The 11549-nt window shown below is 67.8% G+C and carries 12 protein-coding genes; 7 read left to right on the forward strand and 5 right to left on the reverse strand.

From position 1 onward, the window contains the following. Positions 1 to 184 precede the first annotated feature (184 nt). The 4 genes from ctaC to QSK17_RS06210 all read left to right on the forward strand — a co-directional run bounded on the left by ctaC (position 185) and on the right by QSK17_RS06210 (position 4391). Positions 185 to 1015 (forward strand): aa3-type cytochrome oxidase subunit II, encoded by an 831-nt coding sequence (gene ctaC / locus QSK17_RS06195; protein WP_502889144.1) that lies wholly within the window; start codon positions 185 to 187, stop codon positions 1013 to 1015. Beyond that, positions 1012 to 2670, forward strand: a complete 1659-nt coding sequence (ctaD, locus tag QSK17_RS06200) for an aa3-type cytochrome oxidase subunit I (RefSeq protein WP_285703466.1) — start codon at positions 1012 to 1014, stop codon at positions 2668 to 2670. The genes ctaC and ctaD overlap by 4 nt, the downstream gene beginning before the upstream one ends. Continuing rightward, positions 2667 to 3062 (forward strand): cytochrome c oxidase subunit 4, encoded by a 396-nt coding sequence (locus QSK17_RS06205; protein ID WP_285703467.1) that lies wholly within the window; start codon positions 2667 to 2669, stop codon positions 3060 to 3062. Before ctaD ends, QSK17_RS06205 begins: the two co-directional genes overlap by 4 nt. 150 nt (positions 3063 to 3212) lie before the next feature. Beyond that, entirely contained in the window at positions 3213 to 4391 is a 1179-nt protein-coding gene (locus QSK17_RS06210; protein ID WP_285703468.1) for a L,D-transpeptidase, read from the forward strand. Positions 4392 to 4547: 156 nt separating this feature from the next. Here QSK17_RS06210 and qcrB read toward each other — a convergent pair whose 3' ends face one another. From qcrB to ctaE, 4 genes are read right to left on the reverse strand one after another with little or no spacing between them, the layout of a single operon-like run. Further along, positions 4548 to 6173 (reverse strand): cytochrome bc1 complex cytochrome b subunit, encoded by a 1626-nt coding sequence (gene qcrB, locus QSK17_RS06215; protein WP_285703469.1) that lies wholly within the window; start codon positions 6171 to 6173, stop codon positions 4548 to 4550. Further along, entirely contained in the window at positions 6173 to 7258 is a 1086-nt protein-coding gene (gene qcrA / locus QSK17_RS06220) for a cytochrome bc1 complex Rieske iron-sulfur subunit (RefSeq protein ID WP_285703470.1), read from the reverse strand. The genes qcrB and qcrA overlap by 1 nt, the downstream gene beginning before the upstream one ends. Beyond that, a complete protein-coding gene (gene qcrC, locus QSK17_RS06225; RefSeq protein ID WP_285703471.1) occupies positions 7255 to 8067 on the reverse strand; it encodes a cytochrome bc1 complex diheme cytochrome c subunit in 813 nt (270 codons plus the stop codon). The genes qcrA and qcrC overlap by 4 nt, the downstream gene beginning before the upstream one ends. Positions 8068 to 8084: 17 nt before the next feature. Beyond that, complete coding sequence (ctaE, locus tag QSK17_RS06230) at positions 8085 to 8702, reverse strand: aa3-type cytochrome oxidase subunit III (protein ID WP_285703472.1); 618 nt, start codon at positions 8700 to 8702, stop codon at positions 8085 to 8087. Positions 8703 to 8865: 163 nt separating this feature from the next. On the opposite strand from ctaE, the gene QSK17_RS06235 reads away from it, so the two are divergent. The 3 genes from QSK17_RS06235 to QSK17_RS06245 all read left to right on the forward strand — a co-directional run bounded on the left by QSK17_RS06235 (position 8866) and on the right by QSK17_RS06245 (position 11260). Continuing rightward, positions 8866 to 9282: a hypothetical protein gene (locus QSK17_RS06235; protein ID WP_285703473.1), complete on the forward strand. Its 417-nt coding sequence runs from the start codon at positions 8866 to 8868 to the stop codon at positions 9280 to 9282. A gap of 14 nt (positions 9283 to 9296) precedes the next feature. After that, complete coding sequence (gene trpD, locus QSK17_RS06240) at positions 9297 to 10340, forward strand: anthranilate phosphoribosyltransferase (protein ID WP_285703474.1); 1044 nt, start codon at positions 9297 to 9299, stop codon at positions 10338 to 10340. A gap of 101 nt (positions 10341 to 10441) precedes the next feature. After that, positions 10442 to 11260 (forward strand): sensor histidine kinase, encoded by an 819-nt coding sequence (locus tag QSK17_RS06245; RefSeq protein WP_285703475.1) that lies wholly within the window; start codon positions 10442 to 10444, stop codon positions 11258 to 11260. Here QSK17_RS06245 and QSK17_RS06250 read toward each other — a convergent pair. After that, complete coding sequence (locus QSK17_RS06250; RefSeq protein WP_285703476.1) at positions 11203 to 11490, reverse strand: Lrp/AsnC family transcriptional regulator; 288 nt, start codon at positions 11488 to 11490, stop codon at positions 11203 to 11205. The two genes, QSK17_RS06245 and QSK17_RS06250, sit on opposite strands and share 58 nt — an antisense overlap. Positions 11491 to 11549: the final 59 nt, after the last annotated feature.

Here is an 11549-nt window from a genome sequence, read left to right on the forward strand (position 1 = left end):
TAGGACATTAACGGGGGCTGCTCAGAGGGGCGGTGCCGGTCCGCGCTAATGTGTCCCCCAGCGTGAACTCAATCAAGTAAAGAGGTGACCGGTGCGAAGCCGCACGGGTCCCTAGTGAACGTGCAAGTTGGAAGATTCGCCCAGGAGAGGGACTCTTGGGCTTCACCTGTGGGGTAGGCAATCCGTGAGTCCGACCCGCCGTACGACACGGCGACCGTTGGCCCGCCGCCGGTTGCCACGCGTCGCCGCTCTGGCGGTGCTCGTGGCGTCCGCGACGGCGTGTAGCGCCCAGGCGACTGAACAGTGGTCTCGTGGCGGCATGCCAGAAGGCGCCACCGAGCAGGCGCACCTTACCCAGAACCTCTGGAACGGGGCCTGGATCGCGGCTCTGGCCACCGGCATCATCGTGTGGGGCCTGATCCTCTGGACGTGCGCGTTCCACCGCAAGAAGAAGAACTCGCCGGACCAGCTGCCGCCTCAGGTGCGGTACAACCTGCCGATCGAGATCCTCTACACCGTGGTGCCCATCATCATGGTCTCGGTCTTCTTCTACTTCACCGCCCGTGACGAGACCGAGATCATGAGGGTCTCCGGGAACGCCCCGGTGAAGGTCAAGGTCGACGGCTACCAGTGGAGCTGGCGCTTCACCACCGAGTACGAGGGCAAGACCGTCAAGGTCGACGGCATGCCGGTCGACCTGGCGAAGCAGAGCGTGGAGAACCCCGAGGGCCCGCAGCTCGTGCTGCCGACGGGTGCCGAGGTCGAGTTCGACCTCCACTCGCCCGACGTCATCCACTCGTTCTGGGTGCCGGCCTTCCTGTTCAAGCAGGACGTGTTCCCCGGCCAGGTGCACAACAAGTTCCAGATCAAGACGCTGAACCGCCCGGGCGTCTTCGTCGGACGGTGCGCTGAGCTTTGCGGCGTCGACCACAGCAAGATGCTGTTCTCGGTGAAGCTCGTACCGCAGGCGGAGTTCGACCAGTACATCCAGAGCCAGGCGGGGAGTGCACAGTGACCGCCATCCAGCAACCCGCCATCGTGGCCCGGCCGTACACCAAGGGCTCGGCCGTCGCCCGGTGGCTTTCCTCCACCGACCACAAGGTGATCGGGCACCTGTACCTGATCACGTCCTTCGTGTTCTTCCTGATCGGCGGCGTCATGGCGCTGGTCATGCGCGCCGAGCTCGCCGCTCCGGGCCTGCAGTTCGTGACGAACGAGCAGTTCAACCAGCTGTTCACGATGCACGGCACGATCATGCTGCTGATGTTCGCGACGCCGCTGTTCGCCGGTTTCGCCAACGCGATCATGCCGTTGCAGATCGGCGCGCCCGACGTGGCCTTCCCCCGGCTGAACATGGTGAGCTACTGGCTCTACCTGTTCGGCAGCACCATCGCGGTGGCGGGCTTCATCACCCCCGGCGGCGCCGCCGCCTTCGGATGGACGGCCTACGCGCCGTTGTCCAACGCGGTGACCTCGCCCGGCATCGGCGGCGACATGTGGATCATGGGTCTGGCGCTGTCCGGACTCGGCACGATCCTCGGCTCGGTGAACTTCATCACCACGATCATCACCATGCGCGCGCCCGGCATGACCATGTTCCGGATGCCGATGTTCACCTGGAACATCCTGCTCACCAGCATCCTGGTGCTGCTGGCCTTCCCGGTCCTCGCGGCAGCGCTGCTGGCCCTGGAGGCAGACCGTAAGCTCGGCGCCCACATCTTCGACTCCGCGACCGGCGGCGCGATCCTGTGGCAGCACCTGTTCTGGTTCTTCGGGCACCCCGAGGTCTACATCATCGCGCTGCCGTTCTTCGGCATCATCACCGAGGTCATCCCGGTGTTCAGCCGCAAGCCGATCTTCGGCTACATCGGCCTGGTCGGCGCGACGATCGCGATCGCGGGCCTGTCGATCACCGTGTGGGCGCACCACATGTTCGTGACCGGCCAGGTGCTCCTGCCGTTCTTCTCCTTCATGACGTTCCTCATCGCGGTGCCAACCGGTGTGAAGTTCTTCAACTGGATCGGCACGATGTGGCGCGGCCATCTGACGTTCGAGTCGCCGATGCTGTTCGCGGTGGGCTTCCTGGTGACGTTCCTCTTCGGTGGTCTCACCGGCGTCATCCTGGCGTCGCCGCCGCTGGACTTCCACATCAGCGACACCTACTTCGTCGTCGCCCACTTCCACTACGTGATCTTCGGCACCGTGGTGTTCGCGATGTTCTCGGGCTTCTACTTCTGGTGGCCCAAGTTCACCGGGCGGATGTTGAACGACCGGCTCGGCAAGGTCCACTTCTGGCTCACGTTCTTCGGCTTCCACCTGACCTTCCTGGTGCAGCACTGGCTGGGTGTCATCGGCTTCCCCCGGCGCTACGCCGACTACGCCGCGGTGGACGGCTTCACCGACCTGAACCTCATCTCGTCGGTGGGCGCGTTCCTTCTCGGCGCCTCGCTCCTGCCGTTCTTCTACAACGTGTGGATCACCTGGAAGAAGGCTCCGAAGGTCACCGTCGACGACCCGTGGGGTTACTGCGGTTCGCTTGAGTGGGCGACCTCCTGCCCGCCGCCGCGGCACAACTTCAAGTCGCTGCCGCGTATCCGGTCCGAGCGGCCGGCGTTCGACATCAAGTACCCGCACCTTTCCGCGAAGCCTGCTCTGGAGGAAAGCCGATGAAGATCCAGGGATGGATGTTCGTGCTGTGCGGCCTCTTCTTCGCCGCCGTGGACCTGGTGTACTGGTTCTGGTCCAAGGAGCCGACCGGCACCGCCGTGCTGGCCATATCCGTCGGCCTCGCCCTCATGATCGGCTACTACCTGCTGTTCACGGCGCGCCGCGTCGGTGATCAGCCGGAGGACAACAAGGAAGCCGAGATCAGCGACGGCGCCGGGGAGCTCGGCTTCTACAGCCCGCACAGCTGGTGGCCGCTGTTCGTCTGCCTCTCCGCCGCGCTGGCGTTCTTCGGCTTCGCCGTCGGCATGTGGCTGTTCCTGATCGGCCTCTTCTGCGTCGTGATGAGCACGATCGGTTTCGTGTTCCAGTACTACCGGGGTCACTTCTCGCACTGACCGGGAACGTCCTCCGTCGCGGCCGGCCAACGATCATGTTGGCCGGCCGCGACGCTTTTCTTTGCCAGCTGTCATCCCTGGCCTGAGCACGGACCCACCGTAATCGGGTACTAACCCCATGCAAGTGGTACGTGGCCGGGGGGAGACCAAATGCGAGCTGGTGCTGGGGTACTTGCCCTGCTGATGGCGACCGGATGTACCGCCGCGGCGGCTGAACGCGAGCAGGAGGCCGCCGCCGCGCCCGCGACGGCGGTGGGCATCACGCCGGAGAACGGGGCTCAGGGCCTCGTTCCAGAGCTGCCGATCATGGTGACGGCCGCCGGCGGGACGCTGAAGAGCGTCACCGTCGAGGCGACGGGGAAGCGGGTCGAGGGGATGTTCAGCGCCGACCGGACCAGGTGGCGCAGCGCGCGGCCGATGACGCCGGGCACCGACTACACCGTGACCGCCGTGGCGATCAACCGGGCCGGCAAGACGACCGAGACCAGGAGCGCCTTCTCCACGCTGAAGGCGGCCAAGTCCTTCGACGTCCAGACCATCCTGCCGAACAAGGACCTGACCGGCCTGACCGTCGGCATCGGCATGCCGATCATGATCACGTTCGACCACGACGTCACCGACCGGGTCTCGATCGAGAAGAACCTGCAGGTGCAGGCGTCCAAGCCGGTCCAGGGCGCGTGGCACTGGTTCGACAACCGCCACGTGTCGTTCCGGCCCAAGGAATACTGGCCGGCCCACACGAAGGTCCGGCTCGTCGCCCGGCTCGCCGGCGTACGCGGCGGCGACGGGATGTACGGCGCGAAGGACTACGTCCGCGACTTCACCATCGGCCGCTCCCAGATCAGCCACGGCGACACCGGAACGCACTACATGAAGGTGGTGCGCGACGGGAAGGTCATCCGGAACATGCCCATCAGCGCCGGCATGGGCGGTGCGATGAAGTACTACACGACCTCGGGCGTCCATCTCGCCATGGACCGCGAGCTCGTCACCGTCATGACCTCGCCCGGGATCGGCCCCGGCAGCCCCGGCTACTACCAGACCACCGTCTACGACACCGTACGGATCTCCGACACGGGGGAGTACGTGCACGGCGCCCCGTGGTCGGTGGGAGACCAGGGCAACTCCAACGTGAGCCACGGCTGCGTCAACATCAGCCCCGCGAACGCGAAGTGGTTCAGGATCAACACCCTGATCGGCGACCCCATCATCATCAGCGGATCGCCGCGGCCGCTCGACCCGACGAACGGCTGGGGCCACTGGCAGGAGTCCTGGAAGCAGTGGCTCAAGTGGAGCAGGCTCCGCGGCGCCAGCACCGAGCCGCTCTGACGGCCTCTCCGCGCCGCTGACCACGGCTCGCGTCCCACTTGTGGGGACGCGAGCCGTTCGCCGTCTCGGAGGATCTGAGGGCCGTCCACGGCGGGAGAAGCGAAACGGCCCGGGTGGGAATCCCCACCCGGGCCGTTTGCGTATGAGTCAGTCGACTCAGTGAACTTCCTTGCGCTCCCCGGCGCCGACGGCGGCGTGCTCCTCGCCGTGGGCCTCCTCGAGAGGAATGTGGTCCGTGCCGTACGCCTTGCTCATCTTGGCGCGGAGCCTGCCGAGGAGAGAACGGGCGCCCTTGGGCGGGACCCCCTCCTTGTCGGCTCCGCTCTCGATGACCGGGATCTCCTTCTTGCCGCGCATGTGCGCCAGGATGTCGTCCGAGGTCGGCGTGTGCACCTCGATGTACTCGCCGTTCGGCATCCGCTTGATGACGCCGGACTCGACACCGTGGGACACGATCTCGGCGTCCTTGCGCTGGAGGCCGATGCAGATCCGGTAGGTGACGATGTAGGCGATCAGCGGGCCGAGGAAGACCGCGATGCGACCGAAGATCGTCGTCTCGTACAGGCCGATGTGGAAGTTGGCCGAGATCTCGTCGTTCGCGCCCAGCAGCCACAGGACGCCATAGAAGGTGATCGCCGCCATGCCGATCGAGGTCCGGTGCGGGTTGTTGCGCGGCCGGTCGACGATGTGGTGCTCGCGACGGTCGCCGGTCACCCACTGTTCCAGGAACGGATACAGCGCCAGGCCGGTCATGATGATGCCCAGCGGTAGCAGCGCCGGGATCAGCACACTGAGCGGGATCGTGCCTCCGGACGTGCCGAAGAGGTTGATCTCCCACGCGGGCATCAGGCGCAGGGATCCTTCGAGGAAGCCCATGTACCAGTCGGGCTGGGAGCCCGCCGAGATGTCCGCCGGTGTATACGGTCCGAACAGCCAGATCGGGTTGATCTGGGCGAAGGTGCCCAGGCCCGCCAGGACCGCGAAGGTGAACAGGAAGTACGCGCCCGCCTTGGCCATGAAGGCCGGGTAGAACGGAGCGCCGACCACGTTCTTCTCGGTGCGGCCCTTGCCCGGCATCTGGGTGTGCTTCTGCACCCACATGAGGATCATGTGGGCGGTGATGAGCGCCAGCAGGATGCCCGGGATGAGCAGGATGTGCAGCGTGAAGAAGCGCGAAATGATGTCCTCACCGGGGTATTCGCCACCGAAGAGGAAGAACTGGATGTACGTGCCGATCAGCGGGATCGACAGGATGACACCCTGGGTGATCCGCAGACCGGCGCCGGACAGCAGGTCGTCAGGCAGCGAATAACCGGTGAGACCCTCGAACAGGGCGAGGGACAGCAGGCCGATGCCGATCAGCCAGTTCAGCTCGCGCGGCTTGCGGTATGCCCCCGTGAAGAACACGCGGAGCATGTGCACCACCATGCCGGCGATGAACAGCAGGGCCGCCCAGTGGTGGATCTGCCGGATGAGCAGGCCACCGCGCACGTCGAAGCTGATGTTCAGCGCCGAGGCGTACGCCTCGGACATCATGACGCCCTTGAGCGGCTCGTACGACCCGTTGTACATCACCTCGCCCATGGTGGGCCTGAACCAGAAGGTCAGGAACGTACCGGTGAGCAGCAGAATGATGAACGAGTAGAGCGCGATCTCGCCCAGCAGGAACGACCAGTGGTCGGGGAACATCTTCCGCAGGTTGCGCTTGAGGAAGCTGCCCGCGCCCAGGCGGTCGTCGAGGAAGGTCGAGACGCCGGCGATTGCCTTGGGAGGAGTGTCCATTACGCCTTCTCCGCCTTCTGCCTAGCTTCCGCCTCCGCGTCCCCGCGCTCCCAGAAGCTGGGCCCGACGGGCACGTTGAAGTCGGCCTTGGCGATGAGGAAGCCCTCGTCGTCGATCCCGATCGGGAGCTGCGGCAGCGGCCGGGCCGCGGGACCGAAGACGACCTTGGCGCCGTCGGCGGCGTCGAAGGTCGACTGGTGGCACGGGCAGAGGATGTGATGGGTCGTCTGCTCGTACAGCGCCGCCGGGCAGCCCACGTGAGTGCAGATCTTCGAGTAGGCGACGATGCCGTCGTGCGTCCAGTTCAGGTTCGTGCCGGACTTGATCTCCTCCGGACGGAACTTGAGCAGGATCAGCGTGGCCTTGGCCAGGGCGTTGAGGTCGTGCTCGTAGCCCTCGGGGACCACCGACAGGATACCGCCGGGCGAGTTGAAGTCGGCGGCGCGGATCGGCTGGCCGGTGCCCTCGGTGATGAGGCGGCGCGGCTTGCCGGTCTTGGTGGGCTCGCCCCACACCGTGTGCCGGAGCTTGGTGCCCGGCAGCGGGCCGAGGTCCTTCAGCAGCACGAGAGGGGCCAAGCCCAGGGGAGCCGCGGCCAGCAGCAGCGTCCGGCGCAGCAGCTTGTGCTTGACGAAGCCGCTCTCGTCGGCGCCCGCCAGGAACGTCTCCTTGACGGACTCACGGGTCTCGGTGTCGGAGGCCATCGGGTGGCGCTCCTGGACCATCGTGTACTTCGGCATGATCCGGCGCACCCACGTCGTGATGCCGGCCGCCAGCGAAAGCAGCGCGAGGGTGAGCGTGCCGCCGAGCGCGAAGTTGGACGTCGACGTCTTGTCGATCGTCCCGACCTGGAAGGCGACGTACGAGACGATGAACCCGACGCCCGCGAGGAAGGCGATCGTGAAGAGCAGCGCGACCGTCTTCTCGGCCTTGCGGGCGCTCACCGGGTCCTGGTACTGCACGCCCGGCAGGGCGGCGGGCTCGTGGACGGTCTCGTCCTTGAGAACGGCCTCCGTGGGAGGCGGCGTGCCGATGACGCGCTTCGGCACGCGATCCTCGGGCTGGTCGATGGTGTTGTCTGTCATGAATGCGCCTGTCGCTTCTTCGCGGTGATCCAGATGGCGGCGAGGACCAGCAGGCTGATGCCGGCGATCCAGGCCACCAGGCCCTCGGTCACCGGACCGATACGGCCGAGACTGGCACCGCCCGGGTCCACCTGGCTGCGGACGCTGGTGATGTACGCGATCATGTCCCGCTTCTGCTCGGGAGTGATCACTGAGTCGTTGAAGACGGGCATCGCCTGCGGACCCGTGGCCATCGCCTCGTAGATCTGCGTCGGCGACGACTCGTGCAGCGGCGGAGCGTACTTGCCGTAGGTCAGCGCGCCGCCGGCGCCGACGAAGTTGTGGCACTGGATGCAGTTCGCGCGGAACAGCTCGCCACCCTTCGCCGGGTCACCCTTGGCCGGGTCGACCTGCTCGGCCGTCGGCCTGGTCGGGCCGCCGCCCAGTGACTGGACGTACGCCGCGAGCTGGTCGATGGCCTGCGGGGTCACCCACTCGTCGAGGGGCTTGCGCGGAGCCTGGGCCCCCGGGTCGGCCGCAGGCATGCGCCCGCTGCTCACCTGGAAGTCCACGGCCGCCGCGCCCACGCCCACCAGGGTGGGGCCGGACTTGGTGCCCTCGGCGTTCAGCCCGTGACAGCTGGCGCAGTGGGCCACGAAGAGGCTCTTGCCCTGCGCCACGTCGTCGGCCTTGCCGGACGCGACTGCCGCGTCCGCGGTGCTGCCGGTCGGCGCGGCGAGTGCGTATCCTCCGCCGAGGAGGCCCAGCGCGAGCGCCACAACGGCAAAACGCGCGAGGGGATGCCGCCGTCGCGCGGTGATGGAGTTCACCGATCTCCCCGTTCCGATCATTTGATGATGTAGATGGTCGCGAAAAGGCCGATCCAGACCACGTCGACGAAGTGCCAGTAGTAAGACACGACGATCGCGCTGGTCGCCTGCTCATGGGTGAAGCGCTTCGCGGCGTACGTGCGTCCCAGGATGAACAGGAACGCGATCAGTCCACCCGTCACGTGCAGACCGTGGAAGCCTGTGGTCAGGAAGAACACCGAGCCGTAGGCGGTGGAGGCGAGGGTCACGCCCTCCTCCACCAGGACGCGGTACTCGTTCAGCTGGCCCGCGACGAAGATCGCGCCCAAGATGAAGCTGAAGATGTACCAGAACCTGAGCTTCTTGACCTGGCCCTTTTCCGCGGCCCATACACCGAACTGGCACGTCACGCTGGACAGAACCAGGATGATCGTGTTCGCCGTGGCATACGGGATGTCGAGATGGGCGTCCGGCCAGGGTTTGCCCTGGCCGAGGCTGACCGACCGGATGGTGAAGTACATCGCGAACAGCGCCGCGAAGAACATGAGCTCAGAGGACAGCCAAACGATGGTCCCGACCTGGACGAGGTTCGGCCTGCGGGACCCGTACGGTGTCGTCGTCGTTGTAATTGCGGATGCTGTCGCCACGGGCAGCATTATTGCGGCTCTCCTGGTCGGGTCGCCGCACGGCCCCCCGTTAGAGGCCATTTGCTCGGTTTAGAACCGGAGAAGCGTGGCAGGAAGCCCTGGGCTGCGCGTCCGGCGCGTACGCCGGTAGCATCACGATGACCATATCCCGCGATTCGACAGTGAGCGTGACATGAGGGTTCTCGTCTACAGCGACGACGCAGGCACTCGTGAGAAGGTGCGGCTGGCCATCGGGCGGCGTCCCGCCGCGGACGTGCCCCTCGTTGAGATCGTCGAGTGCGCCACACAGCCTGCCGTGATCAAGCACCTCGACTCCGGCGACATCGATGTCGCGGTTCTCGACGGCGAGGCCGCCCCGGCCGGAGGCATGGGCGTCAGCCGGCAGGCCAAGGACGAGGTGCACAACTGCCCGCCGATCCTGCTCATCATCGCGCGCAAGGACGACCGCTGGCTCGCCAACTGGTCCCGCGCCGACGCCGTGGTCGCCCAGCCGCTCGACCCCATGGCCGTTGCCGAGGCCGTCGCCGATCTCATGCGCCGGAGGCTGAGTCTGTCCGGATCGTCCCGCCCAACTCAGCCCGTCTCGTAACGGAGCCTCTCCATATGGACTCGCGTACCACCTGGCCGTCCCTGCTGAACACCCTGCTCGCCGGTGAGCACCTGACCGCCGACGAGACGGCGTGGGCCATGGGCGAGATCATGTCCGGCGACGCCACGCCCGCGCAGATCGGCGCGTTCGCGGTCGCGCTGCGGGCCAAGGGTGAGACCGTCGCCGAGACGTCCGGCCTGGCCAGGGCCATGCTCGACCGGGCGGTGCCGCTGTCCATCGAGGGGCCCGTCGTCGACATCGTCGGCACCGGAGGCGACCGGGCGCACACCGTCAACGTCTCCACGATGGCGGCCGTCGTCGCGGCCGCGACCGGCGCCCGGGTGGTGAAGCACGGCAACCGCGCCGCCTCCTCCCTGTGCGGCGCGGCCGACGTGCTGGAGCACCTCGGCGTCGTTCTCGACCTGTCCCCGGACGCCACCGCACGGCTCGCGGTTGAGGCCGGGATCGCGTTCTGCTTCGCGCCCGTCTACCACCCCGGCTTCCGGTTCGCCGGACCGCCGCGCAGGGAGATCGGGATCCCCACCGTCTTCAACTTCCTCGGCCCGCTCACCAACCCGGCGCGCCCGTCGGCCCAGGCGATCGGCGTCTTCGACGCGCGGATGCTGCCCGTGGTCGCGGGCGTTTTCGCCCAGCGTGGCGTGTCGGCGCTGGTCTTCCGGGGCGAGGACGGGCTGGACGAGCTCTCCACGACCGGTCCCTCGCGCGTCTTCGTCGTCCGCGACGGTGTGGCCAGGGACACGGTCTTCGACCCCGCGGACATCGGCGTGGCCCGCTCCCGGCCGGACGCCCTGCGCGGCGGCGACGTGGCGTTCAACGCCGCGGCCGTGCATGACACGCTGGCGGGAAAGACCGGGCCGGTGCGCGACGCGGTGCTGCTGAACGCCGCCGCGGCGCTGGTCGCGCTCGACGGCACGGGCGATGACCTGGTCGCCGACCTCGGCGCCGCCTATACCCGGGCTGCGGAGGCGGTCGACACCGGCCGCGCCGCTGCCACGCTCGACCGCTGGGTCGAGGTCAGCCGCTCGCTCGCCTCCTGAGCCACTCCTGAACCGCGCGGGCCGGGGTCCGTCCCCGGAGGGATTCCCGGTCCGCCTTCGAGGTGACGCCTTCGGCACGGCGTGAGCCGTACGGTGCCCGAATGACGCGCCTCCTGCTCGCCCGCCTGGCTCGCCTCGCCCGCCGATGTGCTCCCGGGCTCCCGGACTTTCGCGGCGGCCGGCCGGTAGAACCCGCTTCCTCGCCCGCGTGGCCGCCACGGCCGCCGTGGCTCGTGCCCACGCGGGAGCGGCTTGGCCTGGCGCGCACGCGGGAGCGGCTTGGCCTGGCGCGCACGCGGGAACGGCTCCGCATCGCGTCCGAGCTGCATGACGTCGTCGCCCATGACCTGAGCGTGATGACCCTGGGTGTCGGCGCCGGCCGCGTGTTCATGGACAGGGATCCCGCGCGGGCGATCCAGACCCTTCGCGAGGCGGAGGAGTGGGGCCGCCAGGCGCTGGGCGACCTGCAGCGCGTGATGGCGCTGCTGCGCGTGGACGGGGTCTCCCGCGCCCCCCAGCCCCGTCTTACCGAGCTCCCCGCGCTGCTGGACGCGTTCACCGCCGCGGGGCTGGACGTGACGTTCGCCGAAGAGGGGGTACGGCAGGCCCGCCCCTCGCTGGAGCTGTCGGCCTACCGGATCGTTGAGGAGGCCCTCGGCAACGCCATGCGGCACGGCGCGGCGCGCACGGCCGCGGTCAGGCTGCGCTGGACCCAGGGCGTGCTCGACCTGACCGTCCGGGACGACGGCGTGCCCCGGGACCGGTTGCTCGGCGCCTGGGAGCGGGCCTCGCTGTTCGGCGGTTCGGTGTCGGCGCGCGTCCTGCCCGGCGGCTTCGAGACGCGGGTCCGGCTGCTGGCCGGTCAGTCCCCGTCGTTGAGACCGATCGAGAAGGCCGCGTCGAGGTCGTGGCGGGAGTAGGTGCGGAAGGCGATGTGGGTCTCGGTCTGGAGCACCCCGGGCACCTTGTTGATGCGGCCGGGCACGACCTCGGCGATCTCCTCGTAGCGCGCGACGCGGATCATGGCGAGCAGGTCGTAGTCGCCGGTGATGGAGTAGACCTCGCTGACCCCGTTGAGCTCGGCGACCGTCTGCGCGACCTCGGGAATCCGGTCGACATCAGCCTTGATGTGCACGATCGCGGTGACCATTCGCGTTCTCCTGTGTCAGTCGGGTGCGGTCCCCGCTCCGACGGCGCGCGCGGGGCGGG

It is taken from the genome of Microtetraspora sp. NBRC 16547, from assembly GCF_030268965.1.
Taxonomy (GTDB): domain Bacteria; phylum Actinomycetota; class Actinomycetes; order Streptosporangiales; family Streptosporangiaceae; genus Microtetraspora.

Excerpts from the sequence above, each read along its gene's own strand:
- qcrB (WP_285703469.1), bottom strand. The coding sequence starts at position 6,173 with ATGGACACTCCTCCCAAGGCAATCGCCGGCGTCTCGACCTTCCTCGAC.
- qcrA (WP_285703470.1), bottom strand. The coding sequence starts at position 7,258 with ATGACAGACAACACCATCGACCAGCCCGAGGATCGCGTGCCGAAGCGC.
- QSK17_RS06245 (WP_285703475.1), top strand. The coding sequence starts at position 10,442 with ATGACGCGCCTCCTGCTCGCCCGCCTGGCTCGCCTCGCCCGCCGATGT.
- QSK17_RS06205 (WP_285703467.1), top strand. The coding sequence starts at position 2,667 with ATGAAGATCCAGGGATGGATGTTCGTGCTGTGCGGCCTCTTCTTCGCC.
- trpD (WP_285703474.1), top strand. The coding sequence starts at position 9,297 with ATGGACTCGCGTACCACCTGGCCGTCCCTGCTGAACACCCTGCTCGCC.
- QSK17_RS06250 (WP_285703476.1), bottom strand. The coding sequence starts at position 11,490 with ATGGTCACCGCGATCGTGCACATCAAGGCTGATGTCGACCGGATTCCC.
- ctaE (WP_285703472.1), bottom strand. The coding sequence starts at position 8,702 with ATGCTGCCCGTGGCGACAGCATCCGCAATTACAACGACGACGACACCG.
- QSK17_RS06235 (WP_285703473.1), top strand. The coding sequence starts at position 8,866 with ATGAGGGTTCTCGTCTACAGCGACGACGCAGGCACTCGTGAGAAGGTG.
- QSK17_RS06210 (WP_285703468.1), top strand. The coding sequence starts at position 3,213 with ATGCGAGCTGGTGCTGGGGTACTTGCCCTGCTGATGGCGACCGGATGT.